Raw genomic sequence first — 18,692 nt, forward strand, 5'->3', positions numbered from 1 at the left:
AGCTGGATAGAGTACCTGGCTACGAACCAGGCGGTCAGAGGTTCGAATCCTCTCGAGCGCGCCATTATTACCAGGGTTTGCGAACCTCGTTCGTGAGCCGACAATGTGAAAAGTTTTCTGCGCGCTCGTAGCTCAGCTGGATAGAGTACCTGGCTACGAACCAGGCGGTCAGAGGTTCGAATCCTCTCGAGCGCGCCATTCTTCAAGAGGCCCTGCATCAGCGGGGCCTTCTGTTGTCTGCGGTGAGGTGGCCGAGAGGCTGAAGGCGCTCCCCTGCTAAGGGAGTATGCGGCTTATACCCGCATCGAGGGTTCGAATCCCTCCTTCACCGCCATTCTTCTTCTCTCTGATATACTCCTGGCGAACCCAAGGCCGGAGCCATGTCATGAAACCGAATCTTCTGCTCGTCCCCCTGCTCTCCTTCTGCGCCCTCTCAGCCATTGCCTCACCGGCCCAGTTACGCTCCCCCGAGCCGGGTGTATTGTGCGACCGCTATGTGTGTGCCGATGCCAAGGGGCTCTCCGAGGCCCTGACTCGCCGCCATATGGGGGACAAGGCCGCCGACAAGATTTTCAGTCAGGGGGAGTTCGACCTGACCGAGTTCACCTTCTCCAACGGCATCTTCTGCGATGTAAAGGAGCGTCTCTGCCGCGAGGATCGTTACTTCGGGGAGGATGGCAAACGCAGTGGCGCCGTCTCGGAGCGTTATACCGAGCAGCTGTTTGGCAAGTAGGGTGTGGCTGTGATGAAGAGGGGCGCGATGCGCCCCTCGTTCGTTTATCAGGCAGGATTGATCTGCAGGGGCATGCCAGAGCGCTGCTCCAGAGCCTGTTTGACCAGCCGGGAGTCGGTCTCTTTGTGGGCGATGAAACGGGTGACGGCCGGGGTCATGGGCAGGGGGGCCGGAATGTCGGAGTTGAATTCGGCCTCCGAGCGGGAGAGGGGCTGGTGCACCTCCATGTAGCGCAGACCTCCCGGCTCTACCGTGGTCTTGACCGGCTGGTTCACAAACTGAACGCGGGTTCCTACCGGCACCTTCTTGAAGAGATACTCGATATCCTCGTTGCGCAGGCGAACGCAGCCGTGGCTGACCCGCAGGCCGATACCAAACTTGGCATTGGTGCCGTGGATGGCATACATGCGGCCGACGTAGAGGGCGTAGAGCCCCATGGGGTTGTCCGGACCGGCCGGCCAGACGGCGGGCAGGCTCTCGCCACGGGCGGCGTATTCGGCGTGCATCTTGGCGGTCGGGGTCCAGGTCGGGCCAGCCTTCTTGCGCTCAATCTTGGTCACCCAGTTCTCCGGCGTGTCGGTGCCGAGTTGGCCGATACCGATGGGGAGTACCTCCACCACCTTCTTGCCTTTCGGGTAGTAGTAGAGGCGCATCTCGGCCACGTTGATGACGATGCCTTCGTGGGGGGCATCGGGCAGGATCAGCTGTTGGGGAATGATCAGGGTGGAGCCCGCCTTGGGCAAGTAGGGATCGACCCCGGGGTTGGCTTCCATCAGGTTGGTGAGACCGAGTTGGAAGCGGGCGGCTACCGCCTCCAGAGGGCTGCCATCACTGGGCATGACATATTCCTGATTCTGACCGACCAGTCGGCTCCCGGCAGCAGGAAGAGGGTATTCGATGGCGTGCGCGCAGAGCGTGATGAACGCAAGGCTGCCCAGCAGGGTGCGAGCAGCGAGGCGAAGGATTTGCATAGGTTAACCTGTTGGCTGGTTGAAAATAGATGGATTCGGTCCAGGCCCACTGCCGAAGAGGGGTGATGAGGTCATGACCGGGTGCGGCATTCTTTATCGGCTCGGGTAAAAATTCAACGGTCATTGCAGAACATTCCGTCATATCTACCCCTGTAGGGGGGAGAATGGCTGTTCTTGCCCCTCTCTGTTCATGAAATGTGCAGTCGTTACGAGAAAAAATGGCGTGCCTTATGCTTTAGGCCGTTGAATTTCCGCTCGACTCACGGAAGAATGCGCAACTCGAACACCTATTCGACCCGTGCTGGATATGGGCCGACCCCCTAGAGTAATGGAGTAAACGTGATGAACCCCCTTCGTGCCATCGCCGCGACCCTGTTGTGTGGTCTCGCATTCAGCAGCCTGCCTGCGCTGGCAGTGGAATACGCCTTGCCGCCGGCCGGTAGCCGCCTCATTGGTGAGAATCTGGAGTATGTGGTCCCCAACGACGGTCGGGCGCTGGAGGCGATTGCCGCCGAATTCCAGCTGGGCCTCACCAACCTGATGGAAGCCAACCCCGGAGTGGATCCCTTCCTGCCGAAGGCGGGCTCCAAACTGGTTATTCCGCACCAACTGCTGCTGCCGGATACGGTACGCGAAGGCATCGTCATCAACGTGGCCGAGATGCGCCTCTATTACTTCCCCAAGGGGAAGAAGGTCGTGCACGTGTTGCCCATCGGTATCGGTCAGCTCGGGGCGGATACCCCGGAAAACTGGGTCACCTCGGTACAGCGCAAGCGTGCCAACCCGACCTGGACGCCGACCGAGAATATCCGTCGTCGCTACGCCGCCCAGGGCAAGACACTGCCCGCCGTCTGGCCGGCCGGTCCGGACAACCCCATGGGCCTGTTCGCCCTCTATATCGGCAAGCTCTACGCGATTCACGGCACCAATGCCACCTTCGGCATCGGTCTGCGAGTGAGCAGCGGTTGCGTGCGCCTGCGCAACGAAGATATCGAGTACCTGTTTAACACAGTGCCGGTGGGTACCCGGGTCGAGTTCGTCAATCGCCCGGTCAAGTTCAGTGTCGAACCCGATGGCAGCCGCTATCTCGAGGTACACCAGCCCCTGTCGCGTACCGAAGCCGAGTTCAACTCAGATGTGGTGGTGCCGCTGCCCATGACTCAGGCTCTGACCCGCTTCATCGCGAACGGTGAGAACGACTCCAAGCTGGTCAAACAAACCCTGGAGCAGCGTTCCGGCATGCCGACCCAGCTCAATCCCTGATGATTGGGCGGTAAGTGGTGAAGAAACGGCGACCCTGGGGTCGCCGTTTTGCATCATGCCGCGGGGGGCGCGTAGAGGGCGAGCCGGTTGCCCTCGGTATCTTCGATGATGACCCGGGATCCGTGGATGCCCATGGTGTGCAGAGGCTCGAGCACCTTGCCACCCAGGGTCGGTACCCGTGCCTCGGCCTCCTTGAGTCGATCGTTGAGTCCCAGATAGATGAGGGGCCCGCCACCTCCCGGCTGGTGATACTGATCCATGGGGCCGAGGCAGGCGGCCGCATTGCTGCCGTCGTGGCGCAGCATGGCAAAATCCATCCCCTCTTCGTGCTGGGCGTGAACGGGTACGTCCAGCAGGCCGGCATAGAAGGCCATGGCTCGCTCGAGATCCCGTACCGGAATGTCGGCCCAGACCAGAGTATTGTCCATCACCGTATTATCCTGTATGACCGGCCGATGCGACCGGCGGCCTTTTCAGGGTAGGAAGGGGTGGGGGAGGGCGCCATCGGCCCCAAAAGGGGCGGCGCCTGAAGGCGCCGCTAAGTCATTTGCCGGCGACGGCGAGGCCACCAAAGCGGATGAGGGGCGCGTAGAGTCCCTTTCCATCGTCGTGATGCAGCCGGTTACCCACCGCTTCCACCTCCTTGAGCAGGCGATAGAAGTTGCCGGCTACCGTGATGCCGCGCACCGGCTGGATGCGCTCGCCGTCCTGACACAGGAAGCCCGAGGCGCCGAACGAGAAGTCGCCGCTTACCGCATCGGCACCGGAGTGCAGGCCGTCGAGCTTGACCAGTTCCAGATAGCGGCCGCTGGCGACCTGCGGCTCGTCGTGGGGACCGAGGCCGAAGACCAGGTGGTGCGGGGCCACGTCCAGGCTAGAGCGAGGACCACGGGCGGCGCAGCCGTTAGGGGTCACGCCGAAGTGGCGGGCGGTGGTGCTGTTGTGCAGCAGGGTCTTGAGCTCTCCCTCGCCGATCAGCAGCAGATCGGAGGTGGCGGCCCCCTCGCCGTCGAAGGCGCGGATCTTCATGCCCCCCGCCATATGGGCGCGGCTCTCCAGGGTGAGCAGGGGGCTGGCGACCGACTGGCCCAGCTTGTCGCGCCAGGGGTTGATCCCCTGCATGGCCCACTTGCCGGAGAGGGCGGCGCCAAAGCAGCCCAGCAGTTCGCTGAAGGCGTTGGTGCTAAACACCACGCTATAGTGACCGGTCGGCACCGCCTCACCCTCGAGCAGGCCAAGGGCGGTGCCGTAGATGGTCTCGATCAGGCCGTCGACGGCCAGATCCGCGAAACGGCGCTCGCTTTGTCCCCGGTAGTACATGGACTGACGCCCACCCAGCTCGATCAGGGCCGTGGTGTAGCAGCCGACGCTCGCCTCCCTGTGATGGCACAGGGTGCCGAGGCTATTGGCCAGCCACAGCTCGCTGCTTCCCTCGTAATAGGCGTTGTAGGGGGCACCCTTGACCCCTTCCCGGCGCAGCATCTCCCCCTCGAGGCGCAGGGCCAGGGCAATCTTGTCATCGACCGGAGTCTCGTCCGGCTGCAAGATGGTCGGATCCCGGGTTTCCAGCCGGCTGCCGGCGACCGTGATGCGCTGATCCGGGTCCGCCTTGGCGAAGCGGCTGGCATCCAGTGCATCCTGCACCATGGCGTCCAGCGCCGGCTCGTCGAGGGCCTCCGAGTAGGCGATGCCGACCCGGCCATCCTTGATGAGACGGATGCCAATCTGCTGGCTGCCGGTCACCTTGTACTCCGACAGCTCCCCCTTGTCGGCCTTGAGGGAGAAGCTGCGATCCTGGCTGGCGATAAGGTCCGCCTCTGCCCCCAGATCCGCCACCTTGCCGAGCAGGCGCTCGAGCCGTTGCTTCATCTCGCTCATCAGCCGTTCCCCCCTACCAGAATGTTATCGACCTTGAGGGCCGGCTGGCCCACCGTGGTCGGGACCGAGCCCGACACCGAGCCGCACATGCCGGCGGCCAGGGCCAGGTTGTTGCCGACCATGGAGATCTCCTTGAGCACTTGCGGGCCTGTCCCGATCAGGGTGGCCGACTTGAGGGGCCGGGTCACCTTGCCTTTCTCGATGAGGTAGGCCTCCTGCACGTTGAAGTTGAACTCGCCGGTGCCCGGTTGTACCGAGCCGCCACCCATCTTCCTGGCGTAGATGCCGTAGTCGACCGTGGCCAGCATGTCCTCCAGGCTGTGGGGACCGGCCTGGATGTAGGTGTTGCGCATGCGCGAGGTGGGGGCGAACTTGTAGGACTCACGCCGACCCGAGCCGGTGCGGGCATAGCCGGTCTTGAGGGCCCCCATGCGATCGACCAGGAATCCGGTCAGCACACCGTCCCGGATGAGCTGGGTGTTCTGGGTCGCCATCCCCTCGTCGTCGATGTTGATAGAGCCCCAGGCGTTGGGGCTGAGTCCCTCGTCGATGGCGTTGACCGCGGGGTTGGCGATGAGCTCACCCATCTTGTCGTGAAACACCGAGGCCTTCTTGGCCACCGAGGTGGTCTCGAGCAGGTGGCCGCACGCCTCGTGGAAGATCACGCCGCCAAAGCCGTTGTCCATGATGACCGGCAGGGTGCCGGAGGGGCAGGGTGCTGCACCTAGCTTGATCAGGGCCTGGCGGGCCGCGGTCTGGGCCAGCTCGAGCGGATCGATGAGGGCGCTGTGCTCCCATCCCATCAGGGCGCCTGGCGCCTCGTAGCCGACGCTCTGCTCACCGTCCTTCATGGCGATGGCGCGAGCCATCAGGCGGTTGTAGTGGCGGCGGTCACTCACCTCCAGCCCCTCGGAGTTGAACAGGGTCACCTCCTGCTCCCAGCCCAGGGCGTCGCCGCTGAACTGGCTGATGAGGGGGCTCTCGGCGCGGGCGACCCGATCCAGGGTCTGCAGGTAGGCGATCTTGGCCTCCAGCATGCGGTCGCGCGCCAGGGGCTCGCGCACCGGGTGACGGTCGGTCAGGGCGGTGAAGTCGAAGGCGGTGCGGGTGACTCGGGGATCGCGGCGATCCTTGGCCGCCAGCAGGGTGACGATGCGCAGCAGCTCCTCGCGATCGCTGCTGTTGGTGTAGCCGTAGAGCACCTTGTGGCCGTAGCACAGGCGCACGCCGATGCCGAAGTCGAGGCCGCCGCTGATGCTCTCGATCTGGCTCGAGAGCAGGCTGACCTGGCTGCGCCGGCGCCGCTCCACGAACAGTTCGGCAAAGTCGGCACCGAGGGCCAGGGCGTGATCGAGCACGGTCCCGGCCACCTCACTGCCAAGCAGTATGGGGTGGGTCATGAAAAACTCCTTTTTCTGAAATCTCGTCCGTTTGCTTCCGGCCCCTTGTCACCCGGGGCCTACGCAAAGAGTGACAGAGTTATGGAAACCTGTCACGGACGAGCATCATCTGATGATGCCAATGGGGTCTCATGGCGCCAGATTTTGCGACCAGGGTCAGAGCAGGCTTTCGATCTCGCCGAGAATTTGTTCAACCCATTGACCGATGCGTTGATCGGTCCTGTCATACTGGTTTGCCTCATCCAGGGCCAGCCCCACGAAGTGGCGACCGTCGTCGATGAGGGCCCTGGAGGCGTCGAACTCGTAGCCCTCATTAGGCCAGTAGCCGACCAGGGTGACCGGCTTGGTGATGAGGGCGTCGTGCAGCATGCCGAGGGCATCCTGAAACCATTCGCCGTAACCGAGCTGATCGCCGAGGCCAAACAGGGCGATGATCTGGCCGTCGAGGGGCAGGGTATGGATCTCGTCCCAGTGGGACTCCCAGTCCTCCTGCAGCTCACCGAAGTCCCAGGTGGAGATGCCGAGGATCAGCACCTCGTAGTCGCGCATCCGGGTCAGCGGCACGTCCTTGATGTTGTGGATATCGACCAGCTCGGGGCCGATCAGATCACGGATCTTCTCGGCGACCATCTCGGTGTAGCAAGTGGTGGAGCCGTAAAACAGACCTATCTTCATCTTGGTGTCAGGCTTGGTGGAGGTGGCTTCATCTTAACAAAAGCGACCGTCCCCTGCAGGCTCGGTTACAATGGCCCAAAAGAGTGGAGTCATCATGAGCCAGCCCCTGATCCAGCAATTCCTCGACGCGCTCTGGCTGGAGCGCGGCCTCTCCGATAACACCATCGCCTCCTATCGCACCGACCTCGAGAAGTTTTCCCTCTGGCTCGATGGTCAGGGCAGCTCGGTGTTGCTGGTCGATCTCGATACCCTGCAGCACTACCTCGCCTGGCGCATCGATCAGGGTTTCGCCGCCACCTCAACCGCCCGGTTCCTGAGCGCCCTGCGCCGCTTCTATCAATATCTCAACCGGGAGAAGCTGCGTGCCGACGATCCGACCGTGCTGCTGGAGGGACCCAGGTTGCCCAAACATCTGCCGGGTGATCTCTCGGAGGCCGAGGTGGAGGCTCTGTTGGCCGCCCCGCGACACGATGATCCGGTAGAACTGCGTGACAAGGCGATGCTGGAGCTGCTCTACGCCACCGGCCTGCGGGTCTCAGAGCTGGTTGGCTTGTGCGCCGAGCACCTGAGCCTGCGTCAGGGAGTGGTGAGAGTCGTGGGCAAGGGGAGCAAGGAGCGGCTGGTACCCATGGGGGAGGAGGCGATGCACTGGCTCGAACGTTACTACCGGGAGGCGCGGGGGCTGCTCATTCCCGAGGGGAGCAGCGACGTGGTGTTTCCCTCGAAGCGCGGGCGCATGATGACCCGTCAGACCTTCTGGCATCGCATCAAGGTGTACGCGATCCGGGCCGGTATCCCGGGGGAGCTCTCTCCCCACACCCTGCGCCACGCGTTTGCCACCCACCTGCTCAACCACGGAGCAGACTTGCGGGTGGTGCAGATGCTGCTTGGTCACTCGGATCTCTCTACCACCCAGATCTACACCCATGTGGCGGGAGAGCGGCTCAAGGCGCTCCACGGGGAGCATCATCCCAGAGCCTGACGGGTCAACCTCGCAAGATGCGGTTCTTGCCCGCCTGCTTGGCCCGGTAGAGGGCCTCATCGGCCCGCTCCAGCAGTTGGGCCGGGGCCGCCCCCTGTGCCTCGGCGATGCCGCCGCTGAAGGTGACACTCAGCCCGGGCTCACGCCACTCCAGCCTGGAGAGGGCGAGGCGCCAGCGCTCCATCGCCTGCTCCGCCTTGGCAAACTCACTCTGCTCGAAGATGGCGACCATCTCTTCGCCGCCGAAGCGGCACAGGGTGGCCATCCCCGCCAACAGCTCCTCGCCCAGGGTGGCGGTGCGCCTGAGCACGGCATCCCCCGCGGGGTGGCCATGGGTATCATTGATCTGCTTGAAATTATCGATATCGATGATGGCCAGCACATAGGGGGTATTGTCCTGATGCAGGCGGATCATCAGCTCATCCAGATAGCGGCGATTGTAAAGGCCGGTGAGGCCATCGCGCTGTGCCTTCTCCGTCTCGGCCTGCATCTGATCGGAGATCATGGTGATCTCCTCTCCCAGCTCCTCTATGCCTGGAATGTGGGGAATGACGATCTGCTCACCCGGCGGGGTGACCCGCAGTAGTCTCACCACCTGGACCAGGGCCGTGATGGTGTGCTCCAGGCGTTGACGGAAGATGGTGGCCACCAGAATGAAGATGGCCAGGGACATGCCGAGCCAGATCAGGGTTGTGGGAAGCAGTTGTTGATAGAGGTAGCTCTGCCGGAGGGGGTAGTAGCTGACCACGGCCCAGTCGCTGTTGTTACTCAGAATATGAAAGGCCACCAGATCACCACTCGCCTGATCGATAAACTCCCCTTCCTGTGAGGGGCCCAGTCGAGAAAGCCAGCCGGGGGAGAAAGAGGTGCCGTTTTCGATCTCCTTGGCGCTGATCACTATGCCGGGATGACTCAGGTCGATGATCTGGTGCACGGCGCCGCTGGCGCGCTCCAGCACCTTGCCGATGCGCATGGACCAGGCCGGCAGATCGAGGTCGACACCGATGACTCCGAGCAGGGATCCATCATCGTTGAGCACGGCCTGGGAGAGGGTTACCGTGGTGTCGTGGGTGACCAGGTCCTCATAGGGTTCACCCCATACCTGCTTGCCCGGCAGGGCGAGCGCATCCCGATACCACTGCCGCTCGCTGGCGGTGAAGGGGGTGGCGATGGGGTCGGGGGGATAGACCCTGAATTGACCGTCTACCGAGGCGAAGAAGAGTGAGCGTACCGGCCCTATCTTGGCCAGTTGAGGCCAGCGCTTGAGGTAATGGGCATGTTGCTCGGCGTCAAACACGCCCTTGCTGGCGCGTATTTCGTCCCCAAAGAGCGTCAACTCCTGGCGTGAGAGTCGCAGGGTGTTATCCCACTGCAGGGCCAGGGTGCTGTTGAGCAGGCTCAGGGTGCGCAACTGGGCATTTTGCTGGTTGATGACGAACAGATAGAAGAGTCCGAAGCTGATGATAAGCAGAGGCGCTGCCAGCAACACCAGATAACGGAGGATAAAGGCATGGGAGCGGGGTTTGCTGCTGGTCACTGCGCGGGTCCCGGGTTGAACGTTGCTGAAATATGAGACAAAGCTAAACACACGCTCCCGGTTTGTCGACCCGAATTGGTGGGGGTTAGTTTTTTATTATGTGAAGGGCGTTGCGGCAGGGAGGCGNGCCTCCCCGCCGCAGTGACTTACTGACCGCGCTCTTTCTTGAGCAGGTCGCGGATCTCGGTGAGCAGCGCCTGATCCAGAGTCGGTGCCGGGGGGGTCGCCGGCGCCTCTTCCTCGGCACGCTTGAGGGTATTGATTGCCTTGAGCCCCATGAAGATGGCGAAGGCGATGATAAGGAAGTCGATCACAGTCTGAATAAACTTGCCATAGGCGATCACCACGGCCGGAGCACTCCCTTCGGCGGCTTTCAGGGTGACGGCCAGATCGCTGAAGTCGACCCCGCCCAGAATGAGGCCAATGGGGGGCATGATGACGTCACCCACGAAGGAGGAGACGATCTTGCCGAAGGCGGCGCCAATGATGATACCCACGGCCATATCGATGACGTTGCCACGGGCGGCGAAGGCCTTGAACTCTTGTAACAGGCTCATGTTGGAATCCTTTCGTTGTGATGGTTATAGAGCCTGCCCAGTCTCACACGAAAGGGGCGAAATGCCCAGTACCCCACCCCTTGGATGATAACCTGTCACTATTGACAGTTTTCAAGATATCGCGTTGTCGTCGTGGCTGATATTGGTTAGATTGTTGCAAAATCTCATTCATTATCAGAATTAAATGATAAAGCACCTCTTTCTGATAGGGATGTTGTTATGCGTCAGCATGATGGCCAGGGCGGCTGAACAGCAACTGGGCGAGCGGATCCATCAACGGCTCGGGATTCGGGTACTCGCCGTTTCCGAGAGCCCCATCCCCGGGCTTTACCGTCTGGAGACGCCGGACGGAATCGTCTACAGCGACCGGGCCGGCGACTTCGTCCTGCAGGGGGCTCTGCTCGATATTCGCTCCGGCGTCGTCAATCTGACCCTGCGCGATCAGCAGCGACTGCGCCAACAGCGCCTGGCAAAAGAGCAGCAATCGGGTCCGCTTCTTCAGGCCACTCCCGAACGCTATCGTCTTCAGCTCTTTACCGATCTGGATTGCGATGAGTGCCTCTCCATGGGGCAAGAGCTCAGTGCGCTCCGGCAGGCCGGGGTCAGTGTCAGCCTGTTACCCATAGCGCACCCTCGTCAGGGGTGGTCCCAGTTTCGGCAGCAGTGGTGCAGCAAGATCCCCGCTCTGGCCCCATTCGATTTGCCAGAAGAGGGCTGTGATGCGATCCTCGAGCGACAGACTAGCCTTGCCAGTCAGTTGGGTATTCGCCGTTCGCCGACCTGGGTGCTTCCCAGCGGTGAGCGGGTGAGCGGCTATCGCAGCCCCAGCCAACTGCTGCAACTCCTGGAAAACAGCTGACAGATCCATGACCCTCTTGATTCGCCGCCGTCCCCGGGTAGATGACACTCATCTGCCCGCTACCCTCCATCCCTTGTTGCGCCAGATCCTTGCCAGCCGGGGAGTCGATGATCCCCGCCTGCTGGAACGCAGTGCCACCTCCCTGCTTTCTCCCCATGGTCTGATGGGGATGGCGGGGGCGGTCGATCTGCTGGTGGAGGTGCTTCATGGCCAGCAACGGATCCTCATCGTCGGGGACTTTGACTGCGACGGGGCGACCAGCTCGGCTCTCTGCGTGTTGGCCCTGCGAGCCATGGGGGCACCGCAGGTGGACTTCCTGGTGCCGAATCGCTTCGAATACGGTTATGGCTTGACCCCCGAGATCGTCGAGCTGGCGGTGGCGCGCGGCGCCGAGCTGCTGATCACGGTCGATAACGGCATCTCGAGCATCGCCGGGGTGGCCGCGGCCAAGGCGGCGGGAATGCGGGTGCTGGTCACCGACCATCACCTGCCGGGCCATGAGTTGCCCCAGGCCGACGCCATCGTCAATCCCAACCAGCACGGCTGTGACTTCGACTCCAAGTCCCTGGCCGGGGTAGGGGTGGCCTTCTATCTGATGGCGGCACTCAATACCCGCCTAAAGCAGACGGGCTGGTTTGAGGCGCGTGGACTCACGGCCCCCAATGTGGCCGATTATCTGGATCTGGTGGCGCTCGGCACTGTGGCCGACGTGGTGGCTCTCGACGGCAACAATCGCATCCTGGTGCATCAGGGATTGCAGCGTATTCGTGCCGGTCGCTGCCGGCCCGGGATCCAGGCGCTGATCGAGGTGTCGCGTCGGGAGGGGCGCCGCCTCACCGCCTCCGACCTCGGCTTCGCCCTCGGTCCTCGCCTCAATGCGGTGGGCCGCCTCGATGACATGTCCCTCGGGGTGGCTTGTCTCCTGTGTGAGGACATTCATCTGGCACGTCAACTGGCGACCGAGATGGACTCGCTCAATCAGGAGCGCAAGGAGATAGAGCAAGGGATGCAGCAGGAGGCTCTGGCCACACTTGAGCAGGTCCGTTTTCGCGATGGTGAGGTGCCCTGCGGCATAGTGCTGCACCGCAACGACTGGCATCAGGGGGTGGTCGGTCTGGTCGCCTCCAAGGTCAAGGAGAAGTACTACCGCCCGGTGATCGCCTTCGCCGAGAGCAGCGAAACGGAGCTCAAGGGATCCGGCCGCTCTATCCCGGGGGTGCACCTGCGCGATGCACTCGAACTGCTCGACACCCGCCACCCCGGCATCATCAGCAAGTTCGGTGGCCACGCCATGGCCGCCGGCTTGTCATTGCCCAAGGATCGCATCGAGGCGTTTCGCAGTGCCTTCGAGGCGGTCATCGCCGAGCTGGTGACCCCGGAGATCCTGACCGGGGAACTGCTCACCGACGGGGCTCTGCTGGATGAAGAGCTGAGTCTGGAGATGGCCGAGCTGATCCGCGCCGCCGGCCCCTGGGGTCAGGCCTTCCCGGAACCCCTGTTCGATGGAGAGTTCGTGCTGGTGCAGCAACGTCTGGTGGGGGAGAAACACCTCAAGATGATGCTCACCACAGAGAGCGGACTCGCCATCGATGCCATCGCCTTCGGGGTGGATGTGCGCCGCTGGCCCGATGCCTCGGTGCGCCGGGTGCGCCTTGTCTATCGCCTCGATATCAATGAGTGGCGCGGCAACCGCAGCCTGCAACTGCTGGTGGAGCACCTTGAGGCGCTATGAGTGACGAATAGACAAAGCCCGGCATTTGCCGCAATGCCATTCAGATACGCATTTTTTTGTCTAAATATTCATGGTGCTGCTTGAGTTGGGAGAGAAGGGCTGTTTTAAGTCCATCTTCCTCCAGCCCTTGTACCGCGTGGCTGGCAAAGCAAGAGGGAGGCATCATGCCTCCCTCGTTTTTTAGCCCAGATACGACGTGGGCTGGCACTCAACGTCTCTTAAGTGATCAAATAGCGGCATCTGCCGGCCTCTCTGTTAGCTGACCCTGAGGTCACAAGATAAAGGTGGCGACCTGACGGTTCAGGTCGTTGGCCCGTCCCTTGAGGCCGTGGGCCTGATCCAGATCGCGCATGGCGGCGGCGGTGATCTCGTCGGTCACATCCTTGATGGCGGTGGTGTTCTGGGTGATCTCGCCGGTAACCTGGGTCTGCTCCTCGGCGGCGGTCGCTATCTGGCCCGCCATGTCGGAGATGAGGGCGATGGCCTGGGTGATCTCCTCCAGGGCGCGAGCCGCCGCATCTGCATCCTGCACGCTGTTGTCGGCCAACGATTGGCTGGTCTGCATCAGGCTGACCGCCCGGTTGGTGGTCTGCTGCAGGGTCTCGATGGTGGCGTGGATCTCCTGGGTCGAATCCTGGGTGCGCTTGGAGAGCACCCGAACCTCGTCGGCCACGACGGCGAAGCCGCGTCCCTGCTCGCCGGCGCGGGCGGCCTCGATGGCGGCGTTGAGCGCCAGCAGGTTGGTCTGCTCGGCGATCCCCTGAATGGTGGAGAGGATGCCCGAGATGGCCTGGGCGTGGCGGCTCAGCTCGCCGATCACTTCGGTGGCTTGCCCGACCTCCTCGGCCAGGTTGTTGATGGAGGCACGGGTCTGGTTCACCAGTTGCTTGCCCTGCTCGCTGCTCTGGGCCGACTGTTGGGCGGCGGCGGCGGTGCTCTCGGCGTTGTTGGCGATCTCCTGGGTGGCGCTCGCCATCTCGGTCACTGCGGTGGCGACCATGGTCACCTCCTGCTGCTGGCGTTGCAGCTCATTCACGGCCTCCTGGTTGGTGATGAGACTGCGCTCGGCATCTCCGTCCAGTTCGCTCGCCAGGGTACGAATGTGGCCGATTAGCTGGTGTTGACTGCCTACGAAGCGGTTGAAGCTCTCGGCCAGTTGGCCCACCTCGTCACGGGTATCGATCTTGATACGCTGGGTCAGATCGCCATTGCCGTCGGCGATGCGGGCCAGGGCCTGGGAGACCTTGGCCAGCGGGCCGAGCAGCATGCCGATGAGCCAGGAGATGGCGGCGATGCTGGCGACCAGGACCAGCAGAGCGAGTCCGAGTTGGGTCATCAACAGGGCAGAGAGGGGGGCTTCCAGGGTCTCTTTGTCCAGTACCAGTACCAGCTCCCAGTCGGTGCCCGGCACGTCGGTGGCCCACATCAGCTTGTCGCGCCCTTCACTGTCGAAGAAGACGGGGGTCAGGGTCTGACTGCGTTTGCTCTGCTCGATGATGGTGTTGGTCAGATCGTTATCGATCTCGGTAGCCGGCTTCATCGCCTTGGCCGGATCCTTGTAGGCGATAATGGTGCCGTCCTTGTGCATCAGGATGGCGTAACCGTCGGCCGGCAGGGTCATCTTGTTGACGTCTTCCACCAGGGAGGCGATGGAGAGATCCCCCCCCACGACTCCGCCGGGCACGGGTTGGGCCAGGGTGACGACCAGGGTGTTGTAGGCCACATCCAGATAGGGCTGGGTAACGACCAGCATTCCCTTGTTCATCGCCTCCTGATACCAGCCGCGAGAGCGCGGATCGTAACCGGTACGGTCGATGGAAGGATCCGAGTCGTGCATCTTGCCGTTGGCCTCACCGAAATAGGTGAGCTGGAAGCGACCGGAGATCTGGGCCTGCTGCAGGGCGTTGAGGGGCTCGCTACTGGCCTTGCCGGCCAGGGCTTTGACCACGTCCTGACGGGCGGAGAGCCAGTCGGCGATACGTTCTGCCTGTTGGGTGCCGAGGCGGCTCGCCTGCTCCTGGCCATCTTGTAACAGCATCTCTTTCTGGCCACTGTAACTGCGCCAGGAGAGCAGGGTGATGACCAGGGTCAGGGCCAGCACCACGGACAACAGTATCTTCTGCTTGAGTGATAGGTTGTTCATTTTGTGTTCTTCTTATGTTCCGTCAGAGAGGAGTGTGAAATTCCGCTTTTCTCGCGGCAGCGCATCACTAATAGCGGCCATTCCCGGAAAAACTGAATACTCAGTAGTCGATGGCGCTCAATTATCTGCCGCTTGTCGTGGCAAGCACAGAAAAATGTAAATTTGCATCCCCCCGACAGGGTGCTTGCCCTGTTTATTCCTTCCGCAATTGGCTAGAATGTTCCGCTTTACATGCACATCGATCCCGAGAGTTTTCACGATGTTTGAAGTCAATCCCGTATTGAACAAGCTTAAGGAGCTGTCTGAGCGGACAGAGCTCCTTAGGGGGTACCTTTGACTATGACGCCAAGAAAGAGCGTCTAGAAGAGGTTAACGCCGAGCTGGAACAGCCGGACGTATGGAATGAGCCCGAGCGCGCACAGGCGCTGGGCAAGGAGCGCGTCAACCTGGAGGCCGTGGTCGGTACCATCGATGCCCTGACCCAGGGGGGAGACGACGTGGCCATGCTGGTTGAACTCGCCGTCGAGGGCGAGGACGAAGAGACCTTCAACGAAGCCGTGGCCGAGGCCGAACAGCTTGAGACCAAGCTGGCCGAGCTGGAGTTCCGTCGCATGTTCTCCGGTCCCCACGATGCTGCCGACTGCTATCTGGACATCCAGTCCGGCTCAGGTGGTACCGAGGCCCAGGATTGGGCCAACATGGTGCTGCGCATGTACCTGCGCTGGGGTGAGGCCCACGGCTTCAAGCCCGAGCTGATCGAATGCTCCGAAGGGGAAGTGGCCGGCATCAAGTCTGCCACCATCAAGTTCACCGGCGAGTATGGTTATGGCTGGCTGCGCACCGAGACCGGCGTGCACCGTCTGGTGCGAAAGTCACCGTTTGACTCTGGTGGTCGCCGTCACACCTCCTTCTGCTCTGTGTTTGTCTATCCCGAAATCGATGATGACATCGAGATCGAGATCAACCCGGCCGATCTGCGTATCGACGTCTACCGCGCCTCTGGTGCCGGTGGTCAGCACGTCAACCGGACCGAGTCTGCGGTGCGGATCACCCACATCCCTACCAACATAGTGGTACAGTGTCAGAACGACCGCTCCCAGCACAAGAACAAGGATCAGTGCATGAAGCAGCTGAAGGCCAAACTCTACGAGTTTGAGCTGCAGAAGCAGAATGCCGAGAAGCAAGCCCTGGAGGACTCCAAGTCCGACATCGGTTGGGGTAGCCAGATCCGCTCTTATGTGCTCGACGATGCCCGTATCAAGGATCTGCGTACCGGCGTCGAAACCCGCAACACTCAATCGGTGCTCGACGGGGATCTGGACAAGTTTATCGAAGCCAGCCTGAAATCAGGCCTGTAAAACGAAGTAAGCAGGAATCACCATGTCTGAACAAACCATGACTCCGGAAGTAGAACTCGGCCAGGAACTCAACAATGAGATGGCAGAGCGTCGCTCCAAGCTGGCCGCCCTGCGCGCGCAAGGCAATCCCTTCCCCAACGACTTCCGTCGTGACAGCCTCTCCGGCGAACTGCACGCCGAGTTCGGCGATAAATCGGAGGAGGAGCTGGCTGCCCTGGGTAAACGGGTGAGCATCGCCGGTCGTATCATGACCCGTCGCATCATGGGCAAGGCGGCATTTGCCACCCTGCAAGACATGGCTGGCAAGATCCAGGTCTATGTGACCCGTGACGACCTGCCGGAAGGTTTCTACAACGAGCAGTTCAAAAAGTGGGATCTGGGCGACATCGTCGGTGTCGAGGGGACCGTCTTCAAGACCAAGACCGGTGAGCTCTCCGTTCACGTCTCCACCATCCGCCTGCTGACCAAGGCACTGCGTCCGCTGCCCGAGAAGCACAAGGGTCTGACCGACCAGGAGGCTCGCTGCCGTCAGCGTTACCTGGATCTGATCGCCAACGAAGAGTCCCGCAAGACCTTCGTGACCCGCACCAAGGTAGTACAGGGGATCCGCAGCTTCCTCAACAGCAAGCAGTTCATGGAAGTGGAAACCCCCATGATGCAGGTGATCCCGGGTGGTGCCTCTGCACGTCCCTTCGTGACTCACCACAATGCGCTGGACATCGACATGTACCTGCGTATCGCCCCCGAGCTCTATCTGAAGCGTCTGGTGGTCGGTGGTTTTGAGCGTGTCTACGAGATCAACCGTAACTTCCGTAACGAGGGTATCTCTGTTCGCCATAACCCCGAGTTCACCATGCTCGAGTTCTATATGGCCTACGCCGACTACATCGACCTGATGGATCTGACCGAAGAGATGCTGCGCACCCTGGCGCAGGACATCCTGGGCGATACCAAGATCCGCTACGCCAAAGAGGGCGAAGAGGGTCTGGAGATCGATTTCGGTCAGCCGTTCCAGCGTCTCTCCATGGTTGACTCCATCCTGAAGTACAACCCGGAGGTGACCCGCGATGACCTCTCCACCCTGGAGAAGGCCACCGCCGTCGCCAAGCGCCTGAAGATCGAGCTGATGAAGAGCTGGGAGCTGGGCCACGTGATCACCGCCATCTTCGAAGAGACGGTCGAGCACATGCTGCTGCAGCCCACCTTTATCACCGAGTACCCGGCAGCCGTCTCCCCGCTGGCTCGTCGTAATGACGTGAACCCGGACGTGACCGACCGCTTCGAGTTCTTCATCGGTGGCCGCGAGCTGGCCAACGGCTTCTCCGAGCTGAACGATGCCGAGGACCAGGCCGAGCGTTTCCGCGCCCAGGTGGCTCAGAAGGAGGCCGGCGATGATGAGGCCATGTTCTACGATGCCGACTTCGTGACCGCGCTGGAGCACGGCCTGCCGCCGACCGCCGGCCAGGGGATCGGTATCGATCGCCTGGTGATGCTGTTCACCAACAGCCACACCATTCGCGATGTGATCCTCTTCCCGGCACTGCGTCCGCAGAAGTAAGTGACCTGCTCACGATGAATTCCAAGCCCCGGTTTCTCCGGGGCTTTTTTGTTTCTGGTGCGCCTTGAGGGCCAGACCGGATTGGGGCATGCTGTCCCCTTCTCATGGCAGAAGGAGCCATCACCCATGAACCTGCGCGATCTCGAATATCTGGTGGCCCTGGAAGAGGAGCGGCACTTTCGCAAGGCGGCCGAGCGCTGCTTTGTCAGCCAGCCGACCCTGAGTGGCCAGATCCAGAAGCTGGAGAACGAGCTGGGAGTGATCCTCATCGAGCGCACCTCGCGCAAGGTGCTCTTCACTCCGGCCGGTGAGGCGATTACACGCCAGGCACGCCAGGCCCTCAGGGAGATAGGGGAGATGAAGGCGTTGGCACAAGGCTTTGCCGAGCCCATGTCCGGCGAAATCCATATCGGCCTCATTCCGACGGTAGGACCCTATCTGCTGCCCCATGTGATCCAGGATCTGCGCGAACAGTTTCCCAGACTGGAGTTCTTCCTCTACGAAGATCAGACTCAGGTGCTGCTTAAGCGCCTCGAGGCCGGTGAGCTGGATTGCTTGATCCTGGCCGAGCTGGAGGGGATGGAGGGATTTGGCACTATCCCCCTCTATCAGGAGTCCATGTGGCTGGCGCTCCCGGCCGGCCACCCGGATGCCGGGCAGGAGCGGGTGCCGTTTCAGGTGCTCAAGGGGAAGAAGCTGCTGATGCTGGCCGATGGCCACTGCCTGCGGGAGCAGGCGCTCGGCTTCTGTTTCGCCGCCGGAGTGGGGGAGGATCCGCGTTTCAAGGGAACCAGTCTCGAGACCCTGCGCAACATGGTGGCGGCCGGCAGTGGCATGACGCTGGTGCCTGAGCTGGCGGTACCGGGCAGGGATGAGGGGGGAGTCAGCTATCGCCCCGTAGTGGATCCGGTACCGGGGCGGACCATCTCACTCCTCTACCGTCACTATTCGGTACGCCGCCCCTGTTTTAATGAGTTGGCAGCGCGTATCGCTCAGCTGATGGCAAACAAAATGGCGGGATGACCCGCCATTTTGTTTCTTCCTTA

Annotated in this window: 16 protein-coding genes and 2 tRNA genes; 10 read left to right on the top strand and 8 right to left on the bottom strand. The window is 61.9% G+C overall.

From position 1 onward, the window contains the following. The first annotated feature begins 121 nt into the window (after positions 1-121). The 3 genes from AB5Y48_RS13445 (at position 122) to AB5Y48_RS13455 (ending at position 733) form a co-directional block, all read left to right on the top strand. Positions 122-198: transfer RNA gene (locus AB5Y48_RS13445), tRNA-Arg, on the top strand. A 43-nt stretch (positions 199-241) separates the two neighbouring features. Continuing rightward, a tRNA-Ser gene (locus tag AB5Y48_RS13450) sits at positions 242-334 on the top strand. 51 nt (positions 335-385) lie between these two features. Further along, the gene (locus tag AB5Y48_RS13455) at positions 386-733 is read left to right on the top strand and encodes a YcgJ family protein (protein WP_050664784.1); all 348 of its coding nucleotides are present in this window, start codon (positions 386-388) and stop codon (positions 731-733) included. Between the two features lie 47 nt (positions 734-780). Here AB5Y48_RS13455 and AB5Y48_RS13460 read toward each other — a convergent pair whose 3' ends face one another. Beyond that, entirely contained in the window at positions 781-1,704 is a 924-nt protein-coding gene (locus AB5Y48_RS13460; protein WP_058628321.1) for a L,D-transpeptidase family protein, read from the bottom strand. A gap of 342 nt (positions 1,705-2,046) precedes the next feature. Here AB5Y48_RS13460 and AB5Y48_RS13465 point away from each other — a divergent pair, with 342 nt between their 5' ends. Then, positions 2,047-2,967: a L,D-transpeptidase family protein gene (locus tag AB5Y48_RS13465; RefSeq protein WP_058628320.1), complete on the top strand. Its 921-nt coding sequence runs from the start codon at positions 2,047-2,049 to the stop codon at positions 2,965-2,967. A gap of 53 nt (positions 2,968-3,020) precedes the next feature. Here the strand turns inward: AB5Y48_RS13465 and AB5Y48_RS13470 are convergent, their stop codons facing one another. From AB5Y48_RS13470 to fldB, 4 genes are all read right to left on the bottom strand, one after another. Then, positions 3,021-3,395, bottom strand: coding sequence for a VOC family protein (locus AB5Y48_RS13470; protein WP_136612805.1), 375 nt, complete (start codon positions 3,393-3,395; stop codon positions 3,021-3,023). A gap of 115 nt (positions 3,396-3,510) precedes the next feature. Next, entirely contained in the window at positions 3,511-4,845 is a 1,335-nt protein-coding gene (locus AB5Y48_RS13475; protein ID WP_368164805.1) for a TldD/PmbA family protein, read from the bottom strand. Next, positions 4,845-6,245: a TldD/PmbA family protein gene (locus AB5Y48_RS13480; RefSeq protein WP_368164806.1), complete on the bottom strand. Its 1,401-nt coding sequence runs from the start codon at positions 6,243-6,245 to the stop codon at positions 4,845-4,847. The genes AB5Y48_RS13475 and AB5Y48_RS13480 overlap by 1 nt, the downstream gene beginning before the upstream one ends. Before the next feature lie 156 nt (positions 6,246-6,401). Beyond that, on the bottom strand, positions 6,402-6,920 hold the full coding sequence (gene fldB / locus AB5Y48_RS13485) for a flavodoxin FldB (protein ID WP_136612808.1): 519 nt from the start codon (positions 6,918-6,920) through the stop codon (positions 6,402-6,404). Positions 6,921-7,014: 94 nt separating this feature from the next. Between fldB and xerD the strand changes: the two genes are divergently transcribed. Then, positions 7,015-7,902, top strand: coding sequence for a site-specific tyrosine recombinase XerD (xerD, locus tag AB5Y48_RS13490; RefSeq protein WP_050667288.1), 888 nt, complete (start codon positions 7,015-7,017; stop codon positions 7,900-7,902). Positions 7,903-7,906: 4 nt separating this feature from the next. Here the strand turns inward: xerD and AB5Y48_RS13495 are convergent, their stop codons facing one another. Both AB5Y48_RS13495 and mscL read right to left on the bottom strand, forming a co-directional pair. Next, the gene (locus tag AB5Y48_RS13495; protein WP_224160333.1) at positions 7,907-9,439 is read right to left on the bottom strand and encodes a diguanylate cyclase; all 1,533 of its coding nucleotides are present in this window, start codon (positions 9,437-9,439) and stop codon (positions 7,907-7,909) included. A 146-nt stretch (positions 9,440-9,585) separates the two neighbouring features. After that, complete coding sequence (gene mscL, locus AB5Y48_RS13500; protein ID WP_368164809.1) at positions 9,586-9,996, bottom strand: large-conductance mechanosensitive channel protein MscL; 411 nt, start codon at positions 9,994-9,996, stop codon at positions 9,586-9,588. 184 nt (positions 9,997-10,180) lie between these two features. On the opposite strand from mscL, the gene AB5Y48_RS13505 reads away from it, so the two are divergent. Then, positions 10,181-10,855, top strand: coding sequence for a DsbC family protein (locus tag AB5Y48_RS13505; RefSeq protein WP_082634751.1), 675 nt, complete (start codon positions 10,181-10,183; stop codon positions 10,853-10,855). Positions 10,856-10,862: 7 nt separating this feature from the next. Further along, positions 10,863-12,587, top strand: a complete 1,725-nt coding sequence (gene recJ, locus AB5Y48_RS13510) for a single-stranded-DNA-specific exonuclease RecJ (protein WP_368164810.1) — start codon at positions 10,863-10,865, stop codon at positions 12,585-12,587. 271 nt (positions 12,588-12,858) lie between these two features. On the opposite strand, the gene AB5Y48_RS13515 is transcribed toward recJ, so the two are convergent. Then, complete coding sequence (locus AB5Y48_RS13515) at positions 12,859-14,730, bottom strand: methyl-accepting chemotaxis protein (RefSeq protein WP_060583975.1); 1,872 nt, start codon at positions 14,728-14,730, stop codon at positions 12,859-12,861. A 259-nt stretch (positions 14,731-14,989) separates the two neighbouring features. On the opposite strand from AB5Y48_RS13515, the gene prfB reads away from it, so the two are divergent. The 3 genes from prfB to oxyR all read left to right on the top strand — a co-directional run bounded on the left by prfB (position 14,990) and on the right by oxyR (position 18,669). Then, positions 14,990-16,088 (top strand): peptide chain release factor 2 gene (gene prfB, locus AB5Y48_RS13520; RefSeq protein WP_224162339.1). Its coding sequence is split into 2 segments (ribosomal slippage): positions 14,990-15,064 and positions 15,066-16,088, totalling 1,098 coding nucleotides; the frame shifts between segments, so codons are not numbered across the junction. A 22-nt stretch (positions 16,089-16,110) separates the two neighbouring features. Beyond that, positions 16,111-17,646 carry a lysine--tRNA ligase gene (lysS, locus tag AB5Y48_RS13525; RefSeq protein ID WP_050667296.1) on the top strand — a complete coding sequence of 512 codons (1,536 nt, stop codon included), beginning with the start codon at positions 16,111-16,113 and terminating at the stop codon, positions 17,644-17,646. Between the two features lie 126 nt (positions 17,647-17,772). Further along, positions 17,773-18,669 carry a DNA-binding transcriptional regulator OxyR gene (gene oxyR / locus AB5Y48_RS13530; protein ID WP_060583980.1) on the top strand — a complete coding sequence of 299 codons (897 nt, stop codon included), beginning with the start codon at positions 17,773-17,775 and terminating at the stop codon, positions 18,667-18,669. Positions 18,670-18,692: the final 23 nt, after the last annotated feature.

This window comes from Aeromonas sp. R6-2 (assembly GCF_040908155.1).
GTDB classification, from domain to species: domain Bacteria; phylum Pseudomonadota; class Gammaproteobacteria; order Enterobacterales; family Aeromonadaceae; genus Aeromonas; species Aeromonas schubertii.